The 21,680-nt window shown below is 50.5% G+C and carries 20 protein-coding genes and 1 tRNA gene; 11 read left to right on the top strand and 10 right to left on the bottom strand.

Features of this window, described 5'->3' with window-relative positions:
- Positions 1-17 precede the first annotated feature (17 nt).
- The 7 genes from accC (at position 18) to purD (ending at position 7,714) form a co-directional block, all read left to right on the top strand.
- A complete protein-coding gene (accC, locus tag CWE07_RS07580; protein ID WP_111569122.1) occupies positions 18-1,361 on the top strand; it encodes an acetyl-CoA carboxylase biotin carboxylase subunit in 1,344 nt (447 codons plus the stop codon).
- A gap of 2 nt (positions 1,362-1,363) precedes the next feature.
- The gene (prmA, locus tag CWE07_RS07575) at positions 1,364-2,248 is read left to right on the top strand and encodes a 50S ribosomal protein L11 methyltransferase (protein ID WP_111569123.1); all 885 of its coding nucleotides are present in this window, start codon (positions 1,364-1,366) and stop codon (positions 2,246-2,248) included.
- A gap of 176 nt (positions 2,249-2,424) precedes the next feature.
- Positions 2,425-3,414, top strand: a complete 990-nt coding sequence (gene dusB / locus CWE07_RS07570) for a tRNA dihydrouridine synthase DusB (RefSeq protein WP_111569124.1) — start codon at positions 2,425-2,427, stop codon at positions 3,412-3,414.
- A complete protein-coding gene (fis, locus tag CWE07_RS07565) occupies positions 3,407-3,703 on the top strand; it encodes a DNA-binding transcriptional regulator Fis (RefSeq protein ID WP_111569125.1) in 297 nt (98 codons plus the stop codon). The genes dusB and fis overlap by 8 nt, the downstream gene beginning before the upstream one ends.
- A gap of 96 nt (positions 3,704-3,799) precedes the next feature.
- On the top strand, positions 3,800-5,374 hold the full coding sequence (purH, locus tag CWE07_RS07560; protein ID WP_111569126.1) for a bifunctional phosphoribosylaminoimidazolecarboxamide formyltransferase/IMP cyclohydrolase: 1,575 nt from the start codon (positions 3,800-3,802) through the stop codon (positions 5,372-5,374).
- Positions 5,375-5,464: 90 nt separating this feature from the next.
- Positions 5,465-6,409, top strand: coding sequence for a class I SAM-dependent methyltransferase (locus CWE07_RS07555; RefSeq protein WP_111569127.1), 945 nt, complete (start codon positions 5,465-5,467; stop codon positions 6,407-6,409).
- A gap of 12 nt (positions 6,410-6,421) precedes the next feature.
- Positions 6,422-7,714, top strand: a complete 1,293-nt coding sequence (gene purD / locus CWE07_RS07550; protein ID WP_111569128.1) for a phosphoribosylamine--glycine ligase — start codon at positions 6,422-6,424, stop codon at positions 7,712-7,714.
- Between the two features lie 87 nt (positions 7,715-7,801).
- Here the strand turns inward: purD and CWE07_RS07545 are convergent, their stop codons facing one another.
- The 6 genes from CWE07_RS07545 to orn all read right to left on the bottom strand — a co-directional run bounded on the left by CWE07_RS07545 (position 7,802) and on the right by orn (position 11,930).
- Positions 7,802-8,170, bottom strand: a complete 369-nt coding sequence (locus CWE07_RS07545; protein WP_111569129.1) for a MaoP family protein — start codon at positions 8,168-8,170, stop codon at positions 7,802-7,804.
- A gap of 145 nt (positions 8,171-8,315) precedes the next feature.
- On the bottom strand, positions 8,316-9,812 hold the full coding sequence (locus tag CWE07_RS07540) for a response regulator (protein WP_111569130.1): 1,497 nt from the start codon (positions 9,810-9,812) through the stop codon (positions 8,316-8,318).
- 16 nt (positions 9,813-9,828) lie between these two features.
- Positions 9,829-10,239 (bottom strand): OsmC family protein, encoded by a 411-nt coding sequence (locus CWE07_RS07535; RefSeq protein ID WP_111569131.1) that lies wholly within the window; start codon positions 10,237-10,239, stop codon positions 9,829-9,831.
- Between the two features lie 84 nt (positions 10,240-10,323).
- Positions 10,324-10,995, bottom strand: coding sequence for a response regulator transcription factor (locus CWE07_RS07530; protein ID WP_111569132.1), 672 nt, complete (start codon positions 10,993-10,995; stop codon positions 10,324-10,326).
- A 226-nt stretch (positions 10,996-11,221) separates the two neighbouring features.
- A tRNA-Gly gene (locus CWE07_RS07525) sits at positions 11,222-11,297 on the bottom strand.
- A gap of 78 nt (positions 11,298-11,375) precedes the next feature.
- Positions 11,376-11,930 carry an oligoribonuclease gene (orn, locus tag CWE07_RS07520; RefSeq protein ID WP_111569133.1) on the bottom strand — a complete coding sequence of 185 codons (555 nt, stop codon included), beginning with the start codon at positions 11,928-11,930 and terminating at the stop codon, positions 11,376-11,378.
- A 134-nt stretch (positions 11,931-12,064) separates the two neighbouring features.
- On the opposite strand from orn, the gene rsgA reads away from it, so the two are divergent.
- Genes rsgA through CWE07_RS07505 form a run of 3 tightly spaced genes read left to right on the top strand, consistent with a single transcriptional unit; the run spans position 12,065 to position 14,692 of the window.
- Entirely contained in the window at positions 12,065-13,084 is a 1,020-nt protein-coding gene (rsgA, locus tag CWE07_RS07515; protein ID WP_111569134.1) for a small ribosomal subunit biogenesis GTPase RsgA, read from the top strand.
- Positions 13,085-13,089: 5 nt separating this feature from the next.
- On the top strand, positions 13,090-13,959 hold the full coding sequence (gene asd / locus CWE07_RS07510) for an archaetidylserine decarboxylase (RefSeq protein WP_111569135.1): 870 nt from the start codon (positions 13,090-13,092) through the stop codon (positions 13,957-13,959).
- A gap of 1 nt (position 13,960) precedes the next feature.
- The gene (locus tag CWE07_RS07505; RefSeq protein WP_111569136.1) at positions 13,961-14,692 is read left to right on the top strand and encodes a glycerophosphodiester phosphodiesterase; all 732 of its coding nucleotides are present in this window, start codon (positions 13,961-13,963) and stop codon (positions 14,690-14,692) included.
- Positions 14,693-14,765: 73 nt separating this feature from the next.
- Here the strand turns inward: CWE07_RS07505 and CWE07_RS07500 are convergent, their stop codons facing one another.
- The 4 genes from CWE07_RS07500 to nudC all read right to left on the bottom strand — a co-directional run bounded on the left by CWE07_RS07500 (position 14,766) and on the right by nudC (position 21,072).
- Positions 14,766-17,915 carry an efflux RND transporter permease subunit gene (locus CWE07_RS07500; protein ID WP_111569137.1) on the bottom strand — a complete coding sequence of 1,050 codons (3,150 nt, stop codon included), beginning with the start codon at positions 17,913-17,915 and terminating at the stop codon, positions 14,766-14,768.
- Positions 17,916-17,918: 3 nt separating this feature from the next.
- Positions 17,919-18,974: an efflux RND transporter periplasmic adaptor subunit gene (locus tag CWE07_RS07495; RefSeq protein ID WP_111569138.1), complete on the bottom strand. Its 1,056-nt coding sequence runs from the start codon at positions 18,972-18,974 to the stop codon at positions 17,919-17,921.
- Positions 18,975-19,092: 118 nt separating this feature from the next.
- Positions 19,093-20,169, bottom strand: coding sequence for a uroporphyrinogen decarboxylase (hemE, locus tag CWE07_RS07490; RefSeq protein ID WP_181452259.1), 1,077 nt, complete (start codon positions 20,167-20,169; stop codon positions 19,093-19,095).
- 75 nt (positions 20,170-20,244) lie between these two features.
- Positions 20,245-21,072: an NAD(+) diphosphatase gene (nudC, locus tag CWE07_RS07485; RefSeq protein WP_198679897.1), complete on the bottom strand. Its 828-nt coding sequence runs from the start codon at positions 21,070-21,072 to the stop codon at positions 20,245-20,247.
- A gap of 126 nt (positions 21,073-21,198) precedes the next feature.
- On the opposite strand from nudC, the gene rsd reads away from it, so the two are divergent.
- Positions 21,199-21,678: a sigma D regulator gene (rsd, locus tag CWE07_RS07480; RefSeq protein ID WP_111569140.1), complete on the top strand. Its 480-nt coding sequence runs from the start codon at positions 21,199-21,201 to the stop codon at positions 21,676-21,678.
- Positions 21,679-21,680 lie beyond the last annotated feature (2 nt).

Raw genomic sequence — 21,680 nt, 5'->3', positions numbered from 1 at the left:
ACCGCCAGGTTGAGACTATGTTAGATAAAGTAGTGATTGCCAACCGTGGAGAAATAGCGCTGCGTATTTTGCGTGCCTGTAAAGAATTAGGCATCAAAACCGTCGCCGTTCACTCTACGGTGGATAAAAATCTTAAGCACGTGTTGCTCGCCGATGAGTCAATTTGTATTGGCCCGGCCTCAGCGACTGAAAGTTACCTGAATATTCCACGTATTATTAGTGCAGCAGAAGTGACTGACGCGGCTGCTATTCACCCGGGTTACGGCTTTTTAGCAGAAAATGCTGACTTTGCTGAGCAGGTGGAAAATTCTGGGTTTATCTTTGTTGGCCCAACCCCTGATGTGATTCGCATGATGGGCGACAAAGTATCAGCGATTGAAGCGATGAAAGCCGCAGGCGTACCTTGTGTGCCTGGTTCGGGTGGTCCGTTGGACGACAATGATGAAAAGAACCTGAAAATTGCTAAGCGTATTGGCTATCCGATTATTGTCAAAGCCGCTGGCGGCGGCGGTGGCCGCGGTATGCGTGTCGTGCGTCAGGAAAAAGACTTACTGTCTGCGATTGTCACCACCCAAAACGAAGCCCGTGCTGCTTTCGGTAACCCTGTGGTGTATATGGAGAAGTTCTTAGAGAACCCACGCCATATCGAAATTCAGGTGTTAGCAGACGGTCAAGGTAACGCCGTTCACTTGGGCGAGCGCGATTGCTCGATGCAGCGCCGTCACCAAAAAGTGGTAGAAGAAGCGCCAGCACCCGGTATCACCCAAGAAATGCGTAAAAGCATTGGTGAGCGCTGTGCCCGTGCGTGTGTGGAAATTGGTTATCGCGGTGCTGGTACCTTTGAGTTCCTATACGAAAACGGCGAGTTCTATTTCATTGAAATGAATACCCGTATTCAGGTTGAGCACCCTGTCACCGAATTGGTAACCGGGATTGACTTAGTCAAGGAGCAGCTGCGCATTGCTGCGGGGCGTCCGCTGTCGATTAGCCAAGAAGACGTGGTCATTCGCGGCCATGCTGTTGAATGTCGTATCAATGCTGAAGACCCTGAGCGTTTTGTGCCTTCGCCTGGCACAATTACCCGTTTCCACCCACCAGGTGGCATGGGCGTACGCTGGGATTCGCACATTTATACTGACTACCGCGTACCACCGAACTACGATTCGATGATAGGCAAGTTGATTACTTTTGGTGACAACCGCGACGTCGCTATTGCGCGCATGCGGAATGCCTTAAGCGAATTAATTATCGACGGTATTAAAACCAATATACCTTTGCAAAAAGGCATCATGGCGGATGAGAATTTCCAACATGGTGGTACCAACATTCATTACTTAGAGAAAAAGCTGGGGCTTGCTTAAGCATGCCTTGGATTCAACTGACTTTAAGTAGTGATGAAGCCCATGCGCGTCAACTTGGCGATGTCCTCATCGCCAATGGCGCGCAAGCGGTCACCTATCGCGATGGTAAAGACGCGCCTATATTTGAGCCCGGCCCCGGTGAAATTCAACTGTGGGACCATACCTTAGTGACCGGTTTATTTGACGCTGCCCATGATATGCGCGGGCTAGTTAAGCGCCTTGAACAGGTGAAATACTTAGGTAAAGGCTTCGCGTTTAAGACCGATCCTTTGGAAGACAAAGACTGGGAACGCGAATGGATGGATAACTTCAAGCCTATCCAGTTCGCCAGCAACTTGTGGGTCGTGCCGTCATGGCACCAAGCACCTGATCCCAGTGCAGCAAATATTCTGCTCGACCCAGGGATGGCGTTTGGTACGGGTACGCACCCGACCACGGCGCTTTGTCTCAGTTGGTTAGCCAAGCAAGACCTGGCGGGTAAAACCGTGGTCGATTTTGGCTGTGGCTCCGGTATTTTAGGTATCGCGGCACTCAAGTTAGGTGCGGCACGTTGTGTTGGCATTGATATTGACCGCCAAGCTCTGATTGCCACGCGTGAAAACGCAGAACGCAATGACGTCGGCGATAAGTTCGACGTGTACTTACCGTCGGAACAGCCCACCATGGCCGCTGATATTGTGGTGGCGAATGTGTTAGCTGGGCCACTGCAAGAGTTGAGCTCAGTGATTCTTGGCTACGTCGGCGAACATGGCTACTTGTGTATGTCAGGGATATTATCCAGACAAGCTGACGACGTAATGGATGCCTATCAGCCTGCCATTGCGTTTAATCCAGTCACAGAGCAAGACGAATGGGTGATGCTGAACGGTCAAAGAGTCAGCGCATAGAAATTACACACCGTTAACAAGCATCGGGCTGTAAAGCAGGTGCGCCAAGGCTTAACCAGAAATAAAGTCAAGGGCGAAAAGTGAAAAAAAAGCCAGTTTTGTTCACTTTCTCGCCTTTCCTTTCGCGTTCAAATTCCCTAAAATTCTCTCCCCTTTCGCTGCACAGTTTTTAGACGATGCGGATTGGAAACTATACACTCGACAATAATGTGATTTTAGCGCCCATGGCGGGCGTCACCGATGTACCCTTTCGCAATTTATGCATAAGAACGGGTGCAGGGCTTGCCGTTTCAGAAATGCTCTCCAGCAACCCGCGGGTATGGGAGACCGAGAAATCGCGCGAGCGCATGATGCACCACCAAGATGTGGGTATTCGTGCGGTGCAAATAGCTGGTTGTGACCCAGAGCTGATGGCGCTGGCGGCACAACACAACGTTGAGCATGGCGCCCAAATTATTGACATCAATATGGGCTGTCCAGCGAAAAAGGTTAATAAAAAGCTGGCCGGGTCGGCATTATTACAGGACCCCGCGCTGGTCACCGAGATTTTACATGCAGTGGTTGCTGCGGTAGATGTCCCGGTTACTTTGAAAATACGCACAGGTTGGGCTCGCGCGCATCGCAACGGGGTTGAAATTGCCAAGATAGCTGAACAAGCAGGCATTCAATCGCTGGCAGTACATGGACGCACGCGCGAGGATATGTATAAGGGTAACGCCGAGTACGACACCATTGCGGCAATCAAGCAGGCGATTTCCATCCCTGTGGTCGCAAATGGTGATATTACTTCGCCGCAACAAGCTAAATTTGTGCTCGATTACACGGGCGCAGACGCAGTGATGGTCGGCCGAGGTGCCCAAGGTAACCCTTGGCTGTTTCGTGAGATAGTCCACTATCTTGCCGAGCAACAAGCGTTAGCGCCACCGAGTATGGACGAACTAGCCACGGTCATGCACCAGCATTTGCAACAGCTACATAATTTTTACGGTGACCTGAAGGGCCTACGTATAGCCCGGAAGCATATTGGTTGGTACTTGCAGGCCATTGATGATCCACTTGGGTTTAGAAGTTACTTCAATGCCCTGGAGAGCGCGGCCGCGCAAAGCGACGCACTACACCATTATTTTGAAAACTTACAAGAGAGACAAGAGCGCTACTATGTTTGATCAGAACGTAAATCGTGATGCAGTTAACACGCCCCTGATGACGGCAAGCCAGAACGCTAACCCTAAGCCATTGCGCAACAGTGTAAAGCAGGCGCTAAACAACTTCCTAACGCAACTGGAAGGTCAGGACCCACAGGAATTGTACGAGCTGGTACTGTCTGAAGTGGAAGCGCCTTTACTTGAAGAAGTTATGACCTACACGCGCGGCAACCAAACCCGTGCAGCAACCATGCTAGGTATCAACCGCGGTACCTTGCGTAAGAAGCTGAAAAAATACGGCATGAACTAATTGCCCCTGAAGCCCCGCCTCTGTGCGGGGCTTTTTATTTGCTTTTGCTTTATAATTTAGTCTTTGTTTTTACTCATAAATCATGGAAATCAGGTTATGAACCAGCACCGTCCTATCCGCCGTGCGCTTCTCAGCGTTTCAGACAAAACTGGCATTCTCGAATTTGCCACTGCACTTAGCCAGCAAGGCGTTGACCTACTATCCACAGGCGGCACCGCCAGATTATTACGTGACGCAGGGCTGCAGGTGACCGAAGTGTCTGACCATACCGGGCACCCTGAAATTATGGACGGTCGAGTAAAAACCTTGCACCCTAAAATTCACGGCGGCATTTTGGCCCGTCGTGGCCAAGATGAAGCGGTCATGCAAGCTCATGATATCGATCCGATTGATATGGTGGTGGTGAACTTATACCCGTTCAAACAAACCGTCGCGAACCCAGACTGCAGCCTCGCGGATGCGATTGAGAACATCGATATCGGCGGCCCTACCATGGTGCGCGCCGCAGCGAAAAACCATGCGGATGTCGCGATTGTGGTCAACGCCAGTGATTACGACCGCGTGTTAGCCGAAATGGCTGACTCACAAGGTAGCTTGAGCCAACAAACTCGCTTCCAGTTAGCCGCAGCCGCCTTTGAACATACGGCTGCCTATGATGGCATGATCGCCAATTACTTAGGCCAGCGCACCCAGAACACCGATGCCCCAGCTCAGTTTGCGGATACCTTGAACCTGCAGCTGCGCAAAAAGCAGGACTTACGTTACGGTGAAAACAGTCATCAACAAGCGGCATTTTATGTGGAAGCTGATGCCGAAACACCGAGTGTTGCGACTTCAAAGCAATTACAGGGCAAAGCTCTATCGTTTAATAACATCTCCGATACGGACGCGGCTTTAGAGTGTGTGAAATCATTCAGCGCACCGGCTTGTGTCATCGTCAAGCATGCCAATCCATGTGGCGTGGCAGTGGGCGATAGTATTAAAGCGGCCTACGAGCGTGCTTTTAAAACCGACCCAACCTCAGCGTTTGGCGGCATTATCGCGTTTAACCGTGAACTCGACGAAGCCACCGCCCAAGCCATTATCAGCCGTCAGTTTGTTGAAGTGATTATCGCTCCGGGCGCAAGCCGTAAAGCACAAGCTATCGTGGGTGCTAAACAAAATGTGCGTCTATTGGTGACTGCTCCTTGGCAAGGTGTCCAGGCGCAAATGGATTATAAGCGTGTGCAAGGCGGTATACTGGTACAAGACAGTGACAATGCCGTCATTACAGCTGCCGACTTAAAAGTGGTGTCCCAGCGTGCACCCAGCGAACAGCAAATTGAAGATTTACTATTCTGCTGGAAAGTAGCCAAGTTCGTTAAATCGAACGCCATTGTATACGCCAAAGACGGCATGACGATTGGTGTAGGTGCAGGGCAAATGAGCCGCGTCTACAGCGCGAAGATCGCTGGTATTAAAGCTGCTGACGAAGGCTTAGAAGTTGCTGGCTCAGTCATGGCCTCGGACGCATTTTTCCCATTCCGTGACGGTATTGATGCGGCCGCAGAAGCAGGCATTAGTGCGATTATTCAACCAGGTGGCTCTATTCGCGACGACGAAATCATTGCTGCCGCGAACGAGCACGACATCGCCATGGTATTTACCGGCGTGCGTCATTTCCGCCATTAAACTTGGGGTTTAACTCACGGATGCGAATTTGCTGCTACGCTTAATAGCGACTATGAATCTCTCATAAGCAGCAAATTTGAGGACGTTACAATGAATAAATCGTTTTTAAGCTTAAGCATTTTGGCCTGCTTGATTGCAGGCCCTTCTTTTGCCATGCAGCAGGAAGAGCCGCCGGTCAATCCTGCCGTCGTCGAAGAAAATGAGCCTGAAGAGTTAGATGTCGTGCGTGATGTCGATGACGAAGGTTCAGATCTTGAGCAGCGCGACTTTAATCTGGATATGGACATCAGCCCAATGACGTTGCGAGAGGCAGTCGATGCGCCTAGTCGTCGCCCACAAAGCCGTGATCGTGATGGTGCGCGTAACCCATATGACACCCTTGAGTTTTTCGGTATTGAGCCGAACATGACGGTGGTAGAAGTATGGCCGGGTGCTGGTTGGTATACCGAAATCCTGGCACCTCTACTTGCAGCAGAAGGCACACTGTATGCGGCTCACTTCCCAGGTGACTCTGAGTCAGATTTTTTTCGTACTGCGCGTGGTAATTATCAAGACTTTTTGCGCACCAGTAATATCTATGCGAATGTGCAAATAACCGAGTTTAACCCAGGCAGTCATCACGAGATTGCCCCTGAGGGCAGTGCGGACATGGTACTTACCTTCCGAAACTTGCATAATTGGTATATGCGCAGTGGTGGCGAAGGTCTTGAACAAGCCATGGACGCTTTTTATACCGCCTTGCGCCCAGGTGGCGTACTTGGCATGGTCGACCATCGCTTACCAGAAGATCGCGACGATGAAGAAGCTGAAAGTAGCGGCTACATCAAGCAAAGCTGGGTTGTTAGCGCAGCAGAGGCAGCTGGCTTTGAGTTGGTTGATGAAAGCGATATTAACGCCAACCCAGATGATACCGCCGATTACTCCGATGGTGTATGGGCATTACCCCCTACCCTTCGCGGTGGTGACCCTGAAGGCCGCTTCACTGAAATCGGTGAAAGCGGCCGCTTTACCCTGAAATTCCGAAAACCCGAATGATGAGATAGCTGAATGAAAGTATTGATTATCGGCGGCGGTGGCCGCGAACATGCATTAGCCTGGAAAGTTGCGCAGTCGTCACGTGTTGACCATGTTTACGTGGCGCCTGGCAACGCAGGTTCTGCATTAGAGCCCATGGTAGAGAATGTCGCTATCAGTGCTGAGGACATCGACGGCTTACTTGCCTTTGCCCAGCGCGAGCACATTGAACTGACTATCGTGGGGCCTGAAGCGCCGCTGGTTGCCGGTGTAGTTGATACCTTTCAAGCCCATGGCTTGGCCATTTTTGGGCCAAGCCAAGGGGCTGCACAATTAGAAGGCTCCAAGAAGTTCTGCAAGGATTTCCTGGCTCGGCACAAGATCCCGACTGCCGCGTATGGCACCTTCACCGAAGTTGATGCGGCCAAGGCTTATGTGCGTCAACACCAGCTACCCATTGTGATCAAAGCCGACGGCTTAGCCGCTGGCAAGGGCGTTATCATTGCGCAAAGCTTAGCCGAAGCTGACGCTGCCATTGACGATATGCTGGCTGACAACAAATTTGGCGATGCGGGTTCACAAGTGGTCGTCGAAGAGTTTTTACAGGGTGAAGAAGCAAGCTTCATCGCCATGGTGGATGGCGATACTATTTTGCCTTTCGCTTCAAGCCAAGACCACAAAGCCCGTGATGATGGCGATCAAGGTCCTAACACCGGCGGTATGGGGGCCTATTCACCAGCACCGGTACTGAGCGATGACATCAACGCGTGGGTGATGCAACATATTATGCAGCCTACCGTTGAAGGCATGCGTGCTGAGGGGAATACCTACGTTGGCTTCTTATACGCTGGTTTAATGATTGATAAAGACGGCCAAGCGAAAGTTTTAGAGTATAACTGCCGCTTCGGCGACCCTGAAACACAGCCAATCATGATGCGCTTACAATCAGATTTAGTCGAATTATGCTTAGACGCATTAGCAGGTCAACTTGGGCGTACGCCGATTGAGTTTGATCCGCGCGCTGCGGTGGGCGTGGTGATGGCCGCGGGTGGTTATCCAGAGCAGTACCGTAAAGGCGACGTGATTCACGGTTTAACCGATGCGCCCAATACGGCACAAGCGAAAGTGTTTCACGCAGGCACGGCGGTCAAAGACCAGCAAGTCGTGACTCACGGTGGACGTGTACTCTGCTGTACCGCGTTAGGCGATACCGTGACTGAAGCTCAAGCTCATGCCTATGCGCTGGTGAAAGGCATTCAATGGGACGGCGCATACTATCGTCGTGACATCGCCCACCGTGCCATTACACGTGAGCAACAGTCTTAACTGCAAAGTCACTGTCACCATTTAAAAGCAATAGAGCCAGCATATGCTGGCTCTATGTTTTTTAATCTGAGTTGCGTTACTCACGCTTTAATCTTCGACGACCAGGTCATCGTCTTCTGTTGATGCGGTATAGTCGCTATCGTCTTCAAACACTTTGCTGCGGCCGTACATGCTGCCCACTTTAGGGCGATTAATACGGGCTTGGTACTTGGCCCAAGCTTTCTCCACTGGGCTCACAGCGGCCTGTTCGCCCTTGGCTACGGCCAGCAAGTTCTTGTCTTCTTCCGTTTCAGGCGCCAATTCACCGGCAACTAAGGCATTAATCAAACAGCCGTAGTGCAGTAAAGCGTCACTTTCACGAATAGAGAAATCACCTGAACGTGCAAAGCCGTACGGGTAGTTACGAAAATCATTAAACGGTTTTCTTAGCAGTGTGTCACGGGTTAATGCAGCCATAATATCCTCGCCTAGCTGACCTCCGGCCCTGTTGACTCAGGGATTGGAGAACCTCGAATAAGCGACCCTACCGAATGATAATGTCGCTACCTAAAATTTATACTGACGATATAGAGGCGAGAATGACTTTTGTCAATAAATATTTTTAGCTGGCTGTGGTTTCCTGCGGCAAGAATTGCTTTACTTCCAAGCGCTGCATACATGCGCTTAGCTTTTGCGCCAACGCTGGATTTTGCGGCGCCAGGCGCACAGCGCGATGCCACGCATAGGCTGCAATATCGAATTGGGCTTGCTTGAATAGCGAGGTGCCAAGGGCATCCGCTAAGCGCACACGCTGAGATGGCTCTGGCAGCATCATGCCGAGCATCAGTTCGAGTAACAACTGGTTACTGGTGGCGCGACTGGTGGCACCTTGCTGCTGAATCAGGTTCACGCAGGCTTGAACCTGACAAATTTGAACCTCGCTATGGGCAATCCAATGCAAATACATGCGTACCAACAACGAAATCGGTGAAGCATCTTGGGTCGGCTCACCCACCTTGAGCTGGGTGTCGCTTGCGGCTGTAATCGTGCCTGCTTCAAAATGCTCCAACAGTGCTGGCCATAATGACTCATTGAGCTCTTTATCGCGCCCATGCTGCTGTGCGGTAACAATATTCAATGCCACTTGCATGGCACCTAACTGCGCTTTGGCGTGTTCCACAGTCGGCTCTTTGAATACACCTAGCAACACTGTTTTCAAAATGGCAACCGCATAGAAATAAGCTTGATGGGAGCCACGCTTAGCGCGCTTTAATTTATTGTTTAAGTAAGCGAGACCATCATTGGTTTGACGTTGGTAAGTTAATACGATGGCTTTACACTCACATTCAAAGAGTGATAGCTCACTTTCTTTTAGGCTGGCTGGCATTTGCAGATCAGCTAATTGCCCTGAAGCAATCGAAAGCTGATTCACCAATGCCAAGGTTGCACTGTAATACGCGTCCTGCGAGGCCATACTGTTAAATAAATGACGCCCTGCTTTGTATTGACCCAAACTAAACAGCGCGCGCAGTTTTATCGCGCGGGCCCAGCAATAATCCTGAATTAACTGGTAACGGCGAATCACCTTCGCAAACTGACCTAGCTTAAGCAGCAGCATGCACTCGAGCAACCAAGCTTGTTGCTGCAAGTGCGGCGGGCAGTTGGCTTTGCACAATTGCAAACTATTAAATGCCGGTAGCCATTTTTGCTTATCAATTAAGTAAAACACACTCGAAAACGTGGCTTGGTTTTCTTTCACCCAGGCAATGCTCGCTTGCAAGTGGCCTAAGCTCATAGGTTTTTCACGAAACTCGGTTTGGGTAAAACGCAACGGCGCTTGGCGCTTAGCAAGGTGAATGGTGTTAGATAAGAAAATTACGTGGGTTTTGGCACTAATTCCCTGACGCCACTCAAGGTAGTGTAATAGTTCAGTGCCTTTGACGGAGGGGCCAAGATCGTAGCCGAGAATAATCAAATCGGCCTGAATCTTGTCTTTACGCTCCATCAGTGCAGCGCCAGACGCATGCAGCTGAACCTCATAATTAGCATCAATAGCGCGCACGAAATCGCGTAATACGCCTAAGGTTTCGACATTATCTTCAACAATGATGACTTTCATCGCACAGCTACCAAGCTTACATGTCAGAGGGTTTGACGCTAAAACTGTGCGTCACTTTGACGGTCGCGCCGAGCATAATAGACACCGAACAATACTTGTCAGCCGATAGTTTGACCGCGCGCTCGACATGCTGCTCGGCGATGTCTTCGCCAGTCACGATAAAATGCAGATGGATACTGGTGAACACCGCAGGGACGGCATCGGCACGCTCAGCCGTGACGTCTACCTCGCAATGTTGAATGCGTTGACGTGCTTTTTGCAGAATGGAGACCACGTCTACCGACGAGCAACTTGCGACGGACATTAGCACCATTTCCATTGGGCTTGGTGCATGCTGCCCTTGTTGACCGTCCATGACCACGCTATGACCGCTACCCGACGTACCTAAGAACTTAAGATCGCCACACCACTGTACTTTTGCGCGCATTTGCGACTCCTTTGACTGTTTCATCCCAAGATTATCACAGCCAGGTTTGCGCGCCCATAGTTTCAAATCGCACAGACGAAAATTTTAGCCTGTCATACCTAAATTATCTTGTCGTTTCATACGCTGGTTAACTAAGGTCAGAATGTCATGGCGGGAATTAACCCCAAGCTTACGATACATATTCGTGACGTGGCATTTCACTGTGTGCTTACTAATAAATAACCGCCGCGCAATTTCGCTATTTTTATGGCCGTCAAGCAGTGCCATACACACTTGCTGTTCACGCTTACTCAGTTCGTAGGCCGCAGCCAGCTCAAATACGACCTGCTCTTGTGACGTATTGCTGGTTTGATAATCACGCACTGCCTGCTCGACAATTGCGCGTGGGAACCAAATCCGGTTATTGAGCAAGTTCTCAAGGGCTTTGAGTTCGTCCTCAGGCCGTTCCTCTCCGTGCAGCACGCCACTATATCCGGTTTTTAGAAAGTGCAGCATTGCCTTTTCTGGCAGCCCACCCGTATTCGCCAACACAAAGTTACATTGGTTTAAATAGGGACTGGGGTTATAAGGCAAGTATTTGGGTAGGCCCACACTTTGAGTATCAACGAAGATCACAGACAAAGGTTGTAGGCGAATTCTGAAAAAGTCCTGCAATGCATCACAGTGAATGACCGGAGAGTCAGGCTTAACAAGGCCTAGCAGCCCGTCCCACTTAGAAATCCAACTTTTGCTCTTTGATATTATAACATTAGGCATAATTTTTAAGTATTATTTATGTTTTGTGTTACACGCGAATACCTAATATATAACAAAGAATATACTGGGTAGCTAGTAAATCTTAGCTAAACCAAGCAATTAATTGTTTGTGTCGATATTGATTAAAGATGTCGATATTGATTAAAAATATAAGGGAGATAAGGAGATATGCATTGGCGCAAGACTTAAACGCAAAAAGCCGCCTGATTAGGCGGCTTTTCTAATTTGGAGCGAGTAACGAGGTTCGAACTCGTGACCTCGACCTTGGCAAGGTCGCGCTCTACCAGCTGAGCTATACTCGCAGTGCTGTCTTACCGGGCATTGCCCTTGACTGCGAGGCGCATTTTACTGAACTTGAGAAACAATGCAACCCCCTTTTTTTAATTTTTTTCCAAATTTAGCAGGGTTGCTCGATAATGCGCCAATTCCGCAATGGATTCACGAATATCGGACAGCGCAGTGTGGGTATTCTGTTTTTTGAACCCCGACAACGCCTCCGGCTTCCAGCGCCGCGCCAACTCCTTCAGTGTGCTTACATCTAAATTACGGTAATGGAAGTACGCTTCAAGTTCAGGCATTTGACGCGCTAGAAAGCGGCGATCCTGGCAAATACTATTACCGCACATGGGGGAACTGCGCTCTGGCACATGTTCCCGTAGGAATTCTATCGTCTGTGCTTGCGCGTCAGCCATGCTAACCGATGACTCACGAATGCGCTGGACTAAGCCCGATTGGGTATGTGTGCGCGTGTTCCACTCATCCATCGCGGCCAAGGTTTTATCACTTTGATGAATCGCGAACACTGGCCCCTCAGCGATAACGTTTAAGTCTTTATCGGTGACTATGGTGGCAATTTCTATAATGACATCCGTTTCAGGCACTAAACCTGTCATTTCTAAGTCAATCCAAATTAAACGCTGACTGATTTCGCTCATGCTATGCTCCAAACGCAAGGGGCGCAGGCGTACTATGTATCTAGCAAGCTTACGCAACAGGTCAAAACGGGCGTATAGCCCCGAAGTGTTGTATCATAGCAAGCAAGAAAGTTAATCACCATGAAAGGAACGTTGTGGGTCGACACAATAAACTGAGCAAGGGTCAACAGCGGCGCGTACGCGAAAACATGCAAAAGCGGCTGGCCAAACGTGACTTGCGCCAAGATGTTGAGTGGAGCGCTGAACAGCTGGGGCAAATGCAAAGCGCGCTAGTGATTAGCCGCTTCGGCCAGCATGCGGATATCGAAACCGCTGACGGCGTTACCCTACGTTGTAATATTCGCCGCACCGTTGGCTCGTTAGTGACCGGCGATGAAGTCGCGTATCGCCCCGCAGCTGAGAACGAGCAAGGCCTGCAAGGCGTCATCGAAGCTGTGGAAGAGCGCCGCAGCGTGCTGACCCGCCCTGATACCTACGACGGTATCAAGCCTGTGGCGGCTAATATCGACCAAATTTTTGTGGTGACGTCACCATTACCTGCATTCTCCAGCCAAATTATCGACCGTTATTTAGTGGCTTGTGAAGATATCGCAATTCGGCCTGTCATTGTGCTGAATAAGGCTGACTTACTTGATGAGGACAACCGTGACGCCATCGAAAGTCGGCTTCAGGTGTACCGCGATATCGGATACCAAGTTGCCACAGTAAGCGCAAAGCAAGCCCAAGGTCTTGACCAACTGACAGCGCTAATGGCTGACAATGTATCTATTTTCGTCGGTCAGTCTGGGGTCGGCAAGTCGTCTCTGGTCAATGCTATTTTGCCTGATGCGGCGATTGAAACGGGTGCGGTGTCGAGTAACTCAGGGCTGGGCCAACACACCACCACAGTCGCTAAATTGCACCGCTTAGCCAATCGCGCCGCACTGATTGATTCGCCGGGTATTCGCGAGTTTGGTTTATGGCATATTGAACCAGAGCGGGTGACTTGGGGCTTTCGCGACTTTCGGCCATTTATTGGCGGTTGCAAATTTCGCGACTGTACGCATAAAAACGACCCCGGATGCGCACTGCAAGCCGCCGTCGCCGCACAAAAGCTAGACGCAGAGCGACTAGAAAACTACCATCGCATTATTGAATCTTTACAGCAGGCTTAATCGTCATGAGCAAACTCGATCAATTTAAAGTCAAAGCCCAATATGTATTACCCAAGCATGCCATTTCCCGCGCGATGGGTGCCTTTGCGAGTGCGCGTTGTGGTATTTTTACCCAAGCCTTTATGCGCTGGTTTATCAAGCATTATAAAGTTGATATGACTGAGGCGGTGCAAGAAGACCCGCGCGACTACCCGACTTTCAACCAGTTTTTTACCCGCCCGCTGAAACCCGAAGCGCGCCCCCTATTGGCGGGCGATGGTGAACTTGCCCACCCGGTTGATGGCGCGGTATCGCAGCTTGGGCCGATTCATGGCCGCAGCATTGTGCAAGCCAAAAATCATGACTATTCAATTTCAGCTCTGCTGGGCGGCGATGACGCAGAAGCTGCGCGCTACCAAAATGGTCAGTTTGCGACAATTTACCTAGCGCCGCGCGACTATCACCGCATCCATATGCCACTTGACGGGGTGTTACGCAAAATGACGTATGTACCGGGCGACTTATTCTCGGTCAACCCATTAACGGCGGCCAATGTGCCCGGGTTATTTGCCCGTAATGAACGGGTGGTATGTCATTTCGATAGCCCGCAAGGCCCATTTACCTTGACCCTGGTTGGCGCCACCATTGTCGCCAGCATTGAAACCGTGTGGGCTGGTACTGTCACACCTCCAACAGGGCCAAGTGTGCATAGTTGGGACTATCCAAGCAGCGGCTTTAATGCCGTTAGCCTGAAAAAAGGCGAGGAAATGGGCCGCTTTAAACTGGGCTCTACGATTGTGATGACCTTTCCTGAGGGCATGATGAGCTTTGCCGATGATCTTAAACCCGAAGATGTCACTCGCATGGGTACCGTCATGGGCGCTTTGGTCGACTAACATGTTGATCATTGCACACCGTGGTGCCAGTGCCGAAGCGCCGGAAAATACCTTGGCTGCGATTCAACGGGCATTGGATAGCCAAGTAGATGGTATTGAAATCGACGTGTATTTTGTCGATGGTGAGGTGTTTGTCTTTCATGACCGGTACCTTGAGCGCTTAACCGCGCACCCTGGCCGCTTGCTCGACTTAACCGCCGCGCAAATTCGGCGGTTGAAGGTATTTAACCAGCAACCCATACCTACCCTCAGTGACGTGCTCGCATGTATTGCTGGGCGCTGTATGTTGAATATTGAGCTTAAAGGCGATGTGCCAGTAGACATTCTACGGGAACACCTCGACCAAGCGTTGACCACTTATGGTTTTAGTCAAGAGCAACTACTGGTCTCGTCGTTTAATCACCACTGGCTGCAACGCGCGAAGCAGGCTTCACCCTGGTTACGCTTAGGCGCCTTAAGCGCGAGCTGTATGCTTGATTACGCACGCTACGCAAGCGACTTAGACGCCTACTCTGTGCACACCTGTGTCGATTTTATCGACCAAGCCTTAATTGATGATGCCCACGCTCGTGGATTGCCTGTCTATGTCTATACCGTGGACCAAGCCGAGGACATTAAAGACCTACAGGCTATGGGCGTGGACGGCATATTCACCAACCACCCGCAGTATGCGCGCAATGTCCTTGAGGGTTTACCCACCGCTGATAAGGCATTGATTTGGCATAAACAATAGCCAGCACGGCAGTCACAAAAAAGGTGCCTTTAGGCACCTTTTTTATTTGTCCATCGAGTTGAAGCAGCCCCCGCTATGGGCGCTCTGCATTGGCTTCTGCCAACGCCATGTCTTCGGCTCGACGGTCAGGGTATTCGGCTTCATAGGCTTCGATACGCTTCGCCAGTAACTTCGGAGAACCAGTATTCTTAGCCATCGCAGCATATAATGCTGGGACAATAAACAGCGTCATAAAGGCCGAGAACGCGACCCCGCAGAATATCACCATACCAATCACGGCACGGCTTTCTGAGCCAGGGCCCGATGCTAATACCAACGGCAGTGAACTCATAATAGTGGTAAATGCCGTCATTACGATAGGGCGTAAACGTAAGGTGGATGCCTTCACCAAGGCTTCTTCAAAGCGCATGCCCGCGTCGCGCAACTGGTTAGCAAATTCGACGATTAAGATACCGTTTTTAGCCGCCAAACCGATCAACATGATCATCCCAATCTGGCTATAGATATTAATCGTCATATCACCAAGCCATAAGCCCAGTGCAGCACCGAAAATAGCCAGCGGTACGGTCAAGATAATCACAAACGGGTGAATAAAGCTTTCAAACTGCGCTGCCAAGACCAAGAAGGTCACGGTCAATGCGAGTAAGAATATCCAGTAAATCGTGTTACCGCCTTCTTTGTATAGGCGTGATTCACCGCGGTAATCGTAAGCGACTTCTTCAGGTAAATCCGTTCGTACCACCTCTTCTAAGAACGCAAGGGCCTCACCCAATGGGTATCCATCGGCTAGGTTGGCGTCAATCGTAATTGCGCGCATGCGATTGTAACGGTTCAGCTGCGGCGCGGTGGCACCTTCCACCGTGGTGATCAAGTTCGACATCGGAATAAGTTGTCCGGAAGTACTTGAGCGCACATAAATGTTATTGATATCCGACGGTGTACGGTAGTCCATACGTTCGCCTTCAATTATCACATCATATTCTTCGCCACGGTCTGAGTACGTGGTCACACGACGCGTACCCATGATGGCTTCAAGGGTGCGACCGATATCCCCGACAGATACACCAAGGTCTGCAGCGCGGTCATGGTCAATTCGAATCGATAACTGAGGTACGGTTTCGCGGTAATTGCTATCCACCTGCAGTAAACCAGGGTTTTCCTCTGCACGCGCGACGACAATGTCACGCCACTCTGCCAACTGGTCAAAGTCGTGCCCCTGCAACACAAAGCGAACCGGACGGCCGCCACCGCCACCACCACCGAGTGAGCTGCGCATATTGGCCACCGCTATGACGTCCGGGATGTCGTTAAGAACTTCACGGAACTCAGCCATCAGCTCTTGGGTTGACCAATCGCGCTGGGTGTAATTCACCGTATTGACAATCACGACACCCGCACTATTTCCCCAACCTGGAGCACGCACTAATAAGCGATCGACCATGCCCCGATCAACGTATGGCAATAACAACTCTTCTACACGTTCCATATTGCGACGGTTTGACTCGTAGCTCGCACCTTCAGCGCCACGCACCATAACAAAGAAGTTACCACGGTCTTCGGTAGGCACATATTCTTGTCCGAGCTGGCTGAAGAGCAGGTATACCCCACCGGAACACAACGCAACAACAACGAATGCCATACTGGAAAAGCTAATAGTACGCGTCAATGCACGTTCATAACCACGTTCAAGCTTACCGAAACCGGCGTCAAATGCGCGTCTGAACCAGCCTTTCTTCTGCTTACCTTTCTTCAGTATTTTAGAAGACAGCATCGGCGACAATGACAGTGCGGTGATACTTGAAAAACCCACTGCAGCGGCCAGCGCTACGGCAAACTCAGAGAACAATAGCCCCAAGTTGCCGTCCAGGAACATCAGTGGTAAGAATACGGAAATCAGAACCGCAGTCGTTGCTACCACTGCAAAACCAACCTCGCGCGCGCCACGGTAGGCCGCCAACAAGGGTGGGTCGCCCATTTCCACGCGACGGTAGATATTTTCCAGTACTACGATAGAGTCATCCACCACCAGACCAATCGCGAGTACAAGTGCAAGCAAGGTCAGTAAGTTGATGGAATAGCCCATTGCGCCAAGCACAATATACGAAGCTAATAAGGCAACGGGTACGGTTATGGCCGGAATCATGGTCACGCGCAAATTACCCAAGAATAGGTAAATCACGATCACCACCATAGCCATGGCGATAAACAGGGTGTTATACACCTCATTAATTGAATCTTCGATGAACACGGCGCTGTCGTAGGCTTTAAACAGCTCCATACTGGCAGGCAAAGTCTGCTGGATACGGGCTATTTCAAGGTCGGCGTTGCGCACCACTTCTAAGGTGTTGGCTTCGGCTTGGCGTTCAATGCCGATACCCAGCATATTGACGCCGTTGGCACGGAACAGGTTTTGATCGTTTTCAGCTTCGAGTGACACCCGAGCTACTTCGCCCAATCGCACCAAATAACCACCGTCACCGCCGCCACGGATCGTCAGATTCTGAAAGTCCTCGGGTGACAAGTAAGAGCGTGTGACGCGAACGTCAAACTCGCGATCACTTGATTCTAAAGTCCCCGCAGGTAGTTCCACGTTCTCGGCACGTAAGCGGTTTTCTATATCCGTTACAGTGACATCCCGCGCCGCCATTGCATCACGATCAAGCCAAAGCTTCATCGCGTAGCGCCGCTCACCACCTAAGTTAACCCGGGCAACCCCATCAACAATCGCCAAACGCTCCAGCATGAAACGTCGCGCGTAGTCCGTTAACTGCTCTGCGGTCATGACTTCTGAACGCAAGTTATACCAAACTACCGTGTCTTCATCGGCGCCGGCTTTGGATATTTCCGGCGGGTCAACTTGTTCAGGTAACCGACGAGTAATCCGCTGCACGCGCTCACGCACGTCATTCGCCGCCGCATCAAGGTCTCGCCCGGCTTCAAATTCGATGGTGACTTGTGAGTTACCATTGCGACTACGTGAATCAATAAACCGGATGCCGTCAATACCGCTAATACCACGCTCAATTCGCTGAGTAACTTCACGCTCCATAATTTCGGCGTTGGCACCAGGGTAATTGGTGTTAATGGTAACAACAGGCGGTTCAATACTTGGGTATTCACGTAGAGGCAACGCCATAAACGCAACGACACCGAAAATCACCAAGAGTAAGTTTAAAACTGTCGCGACTACTGGGCGCTTAACCGATACATCTGACAAAAACATGGTTTACTGCTCCCGCGGTGACACAGGTAAGCCATCACGTAGACGTACCACACCCTCACGAACAATGATATCGCCTTCACGCACGCCACTCAGCACCTCAACCCAACCTGGTTGACGGCGGCCAATTTCAATCACAGTGCGCTCGACAATATTGTCTTCGTTGACAACGAAAACGATAAATTCGTTGCGAATAGGAACCACGGATGATTCTGGGATCATTAACGCGGTATCAACTTGACGCTCCAAGCGCACACGCATCAACATACCAGGGCGCAATTCGCGGTTGCTGTTCGGCAATTCAGCACGTACTTGAATAGAACGAGTGAGAGGGTCAACCCGAGAGGCCAAGCTGACAATACGACCTTCAAATTCACGCCCAGGGTAGGCAGTTGATACCCCGAACACACGCTGGCCTGTCGCTAGGCTAGGTAAGTAAATTTCTGGCACGCTAAAATCAACAAATATGGGCTGGATGCTATCTAGTGTGGTAATCACATCACCAGGGCGCACCAAAGAACCACGGCTTACCTGACGGATGCCTAAGCGGCCTGCGAATGGTGCATGGATAGTCATTTCTTCAAGGCGGGTGCGTGCAACTTCAAGCTCGGCCACGGTTTGCTCAACGCGCACTTCCTGTTCGTCAATCATGCTGCGCGATGCAGCATTTTCAGCCGCCAATTCGCGTAAGCGATTGAGTTGGCGGTTGGCCTCAGCTAAACGAAACTCTAATTCTTGTACCCGTGCACGCTCTTCGCGGTCATTCAGGGTGACGAGTAATTGACCTTCAGTGACATCATCGCCATCACTGAAGTGCAACGAGCGCACGTTTTGGGTGACGCGAGCCATGATTTCGACCGACTCACTCGCTTGTGCGGTACCAAGGCCTTCGATGACGTCACGAAACTCGACGTAATCAACCTCGTGAGTGACCACAGGTTGCGTCAAATCGCGGCGCTCGGCCACTTGCTCTTCTGCACCAAAAAAATACAGGTATGCAACGAAACCTGCGAGTACAACACCTACCAATGAAAGCGGCGTTACAAAATAACGTTTTGCCATTACTGCCCTCTAGCTCAAGTTATTAACCCTGAATATGCGACGGCACCATTGTAACGCACTCTTTCTAAGGCGCTTTACGCCTCAACGCTTATAAAGCGAAACTGGTCGCAAATGCAGCTTATGATTCGTCACCATGATAGCCAGCACTGAGTTCGTGCACTGCTTTGATAAAGGCGCCAGCATGCTCTGGGTTAACCCCAGGGTGAATGCCATGGCCTAAATTAAATACATGCCCACTACCACTGCCGTAGCTGTCTAAAATAATCTGCACTTCCTGACGAATACGCTCTGGGCTTGCATATAACACCGACGGGTCCATATTGCCCTGCAGCGCTACTTTATCGCCAACGCGTTGACGTGCATCGCCCAGGTCGGTGGTCCAGTCGACGCCTAATGCGTCACAACCTGTCGCCGCCATGGCTTCAAGCCATTGGCCACCATTTTTAGTGAACAATGTGACAGGTACTTTACGGCCATCCGCTTCACGCGTTAAACCTTGCACAATTTGCTGCATATACGTGAGTGAAAACTCGCGGTAGTCACGCGGAGATAATACGCCACCCCAAGTATCGAAGATCATAACGGACTGAGCACCTGCTGCAATTTGAGCATTCAAATAGCTCGTCACCGACTGCGCCAACTTGTGCAACAATAAATGCAGGGCCTCAGGCTCAGCGAACGCCATTTCTTTGATTAACGAGAAGTTCTTGGTACTGCCACCTTCCACCATGTAGGTCGCTAAAGTCCATGGGCTGCCAGAAAAGCCGATAAGCGGGACTTCACCTTTAAGCTCACGACGAATGGTGCGAACTGCGTTCATCACGTACTGCAACTCTTGCTCAGGGTCAGGTACACCTAACTTTTGAATGTCACGGAAAGAACGCAAAGGGCGCTCAAAACGCGGGCCTTCACCTTGTTCAAAGTACAAGCCCAAGCCCATCGCATCAGGGATCGTCAAAATATCAGAGAACAAAATAGCGGCATCAAGGGGGAAGCGGCGCAGTGGCTGTAATGTCACTTCACATGCGAGCTCTGCATTACGGCACAACGCCATAAAATCGCCCGCTTGCTTTCGCACCTCACGATACTCTGGTAAATAGCGTCCAGCCTGGCGCATCATCCAAATGGGTGTGCGGTCGACAGGCTGCTTGGCCAAGGCGCGAAGGTAACGGTCATTCTTTAGCGTGCTGCTCATGTGGCAAATACCCCTTATAAAATTTGTGCGCATTCTATCAAGCCTTGGGCGTGACAGTAAGTAGTAACGCGGTTTTTAACATCCGCACTTGGTGCGGGCAGCGTCAATCAGCTGTGCCGCAATGGTGCCGGGTGGTGGTGTTTTCGGTAGCGCATTGAACGTAAACCAATTCGCGGCTAGTACCTCATTACCATCTGGCGTAACGTCTCCATCGCGATATCGGGCGGTAAACCCCATCATCAGTGAATGTGGGAATGGCCACGGCTGGCTCATCACATACTCAATACATTCGACGTCAACGCCGGTTTCCTCAAATACTTCACGCGCAAGGCATTGCTCCAGGGTTTCACCACTTTCAACAAAGCCGGCTAACACCGAATACAGCCCCTCTGGATGACGCACGCCATGGGCCAACAGTATTTCTGCGCTATCCCCATGGCCACGATATACCGCCACAATAATACACGGTGAAATACGCGGATAGGTACGATAATCACAGGTGCGGCAATAGACTGCGAGCTCATCGGTGACTTCTTCTAAACCTTGACCGCACTGACTGCAAAACAAGTGTGTACGAATAAAATAGGCGACCTGACATGCGCGTCCAGCCAGTGCAAACAATTGACTATCAACCCGATGCAGCAATTGACGCAGGGGCAATGACTCAAATCCGGCTAATTCAACCGGTTCGTCTGTATCGAGTAAGTAAACCGGTGTACCTTGATACGTACCAATACGAGCACGGTATGCAGCATGCTGCCAAAGGGAAGCCACCGCCTTGGAATCAAGCTGAGGTAAAATATTTGCAGCGTCCTCTGGTACACTTTGCAAAACTTTGTTGCCGTTTACTATCATATAGATAGCCACTTGATCAGGGGCATTTTCAGGGCGTGGAACTATCATTTTTGCTCCCAGGTAAAAAGGTGTAAAGGTGACGGAAAAAGATTGACCCACCGTTGCTAAGCCGCGTAGATTGGAGCCATTGATCAACCCATTTCGATCAATTTATACCACGACCAGGAGGTCAGTATGTTAAGCCGCAATGAATCAGCCCGCCAACGCTGGGGTGGTCACCACCAAGCCTTGGATAATTGGCTCGAAGAGCGGCAGGAAATGCTTATCCGCTACTGCCAGATGGCAGGGCTACCGCCTTATGATAATGGCGCCAAAGGACTACCGTCTAGCGCTGATATTAAAGCATTTTGCGAAGTTTTAGTGGATTATGTATCAACCGGCCACTTTGAGATTTACGAACACCTGATGAAAGCTGCAGATATTGAAGACGAAGACGCACGTCAGGTGATGCTGCAAATTTATCCGCTTATCACGGTCACTACCGAACGCGTACTGAATTTTAATGACAAGTATGCTGAGACCACTGAGCAAGCCGCACTGCGCGAATTCGACCAAGATTTGTCAGCGCTGGGTGAAGCATTGGAAGTACGAATGGAGCTGGAAGACAAATTGATGTACGCACTGGAACAACGTGCTGCGCTGTCAGAAAGCTAATC

The organism is Aliidiomarina maris, from assembly GCF_003987335.1.
Lineage (GTDB): Bacteria > Pseudomonadota > Gammaproteobacteria > Enterobacterales > Alteromonadaceae > Aliidiomarina > Aliidiomarina maris.
Note: the sequence above shows the minus strand (reverse complement) of the source record. Positions and strands in the feature narration are given on the sequence as shown.

Excerpts from the sequence above, each read along its gene's own strand:
- fis (WP_111569125.1), top strand. The coding sequence starts at position 3,407 with ATGTTTGATCAGAACGTAAATCGTGATGCAGTTAACACGCCCCTGATG.
- prmA (WP_111569123.1), top strand. The coding sequence starts at position 1,364 with ATGCCTTGGATTCAACTGACTTTAAGTAGTGATGAAGCCCATGCGCGT.
- CWE07_RS07555 (WP_111569127.1), top strand. The coding sequence starts at position 5,465 with ATGAATAAATCGTTTTTAAGCTTAAGCATTTTGGCCTGCTTGATTGCA.
- CWE07_RS07500 (WP_111569137.1), bottom strand. The coding sequence starts at position 17,915 with ATGTTTTTGTCAGATGTATCGGTTAAGCGCCCAGTAGTCGCGACAGTT.
- CWE07_RS07535 (WP_111569131.1), bottom strand. The coding sequence starts at position 10,239 with ATGCGCGCAAAAGTACAGTGGTGTGGCGATCTTAAGTTCTTAGGTACG.
- CWE07_RS07540 (WP_111569130.1), bottom strand. The coding sequence starts at position 9,812 with ATGAAAGTCATCATTGTTGAAGATAATGTCGAAACCTTAGGCGTATTA.
- asd (WP_111569135.1), top strand. The coding sequence starts at position 13,090 with ATGAGCAAACTCGATCAATTTAAAGTCAAAGCCCAATATGTATTACCC.
- CWE07_RS07505 (WP_111569136.1), top strand. The coding sequence starts at position 13,961 with ATGTTGATCATTGCACACCGTGGTGCCAGTGCCGAAGCGCCGGAAAAT.
- nudC (WP_198679897.1), bottom strand. The coding sequence starts at position 21,072 with ATGATAGTTCCACGCCCTGAAAATGCCCCTGATCAAGTGGCTATCTAT.
- CWE07_RS07530 (WP_111569132.1), bottom strand. The coding sequence starts at position 10,995 with ATGCCTAATGTTATAATATCAAAGAGCAAAAGTTGGATTTCTAAGTGG.
- CWE07_RS07495 (WP_111569138.1), bottom strand. The coding sequence starts at position 18,974 with ATGGCAAAACGTTATTTTGTAACGCCGCTTTCATTGGTAGGTGTTGTA.
- rsd (WP_111569140.1), top strand. The coding sequence starts at position 21,199 with ATGTTAAGCCGCAATGAATCAGCCCGCCAACGCTGGGGTGGTCACCAC.
- purH (WP_111569126.1), top strand. The coding sequence starts at position 3,800 with ATGAACCAGCACCGTCCTATCCGCCGTGCGCTTCTCAGCGTTTCAGAC.
- CWE07_RS07545 (WP_111569129.1), bottom strand. The coding sequence starts at position 8,170 with ATGGCTGCATTAACCCGTGACACACTGCTAAGAAAACCGTTTAATGAT.
- dusB (WP_111569124.1), top strand. The coding sequence starts at position 2,425 with ATGCGGATTGGAAACTATACACTCGACAATAATGTGATTTTAGCGCCC.
- purD (WP_111569128.1), top strand. The coding sequence starts at position 6,422 with ATGAAAGTATTGATTATCGGCGGCGGTGGCCGCGAACATGCATTAGCC.
- hemE (WP_181452259.1), bottom strand. The coding sequence starts at position 20,169 with ATGAGCAGCACGCTAAAGAATGACCGTTACCTTCGCGCCTTGGCCAAG.
- accC (WP_111569122.1), top strand. The coding sequence starts at position 18 with ATGTTAGATAAAGTAGTGATTGCCAACCGTGGAGAAATAGCGCTGCGT.
- orn (WP_111569133.1), bottom strand. The coding sequence starts at position 11,930 with ATGAGCGAAATCAGTCAGCGTTTAATTTGGATTGACTTAGAAATGACA.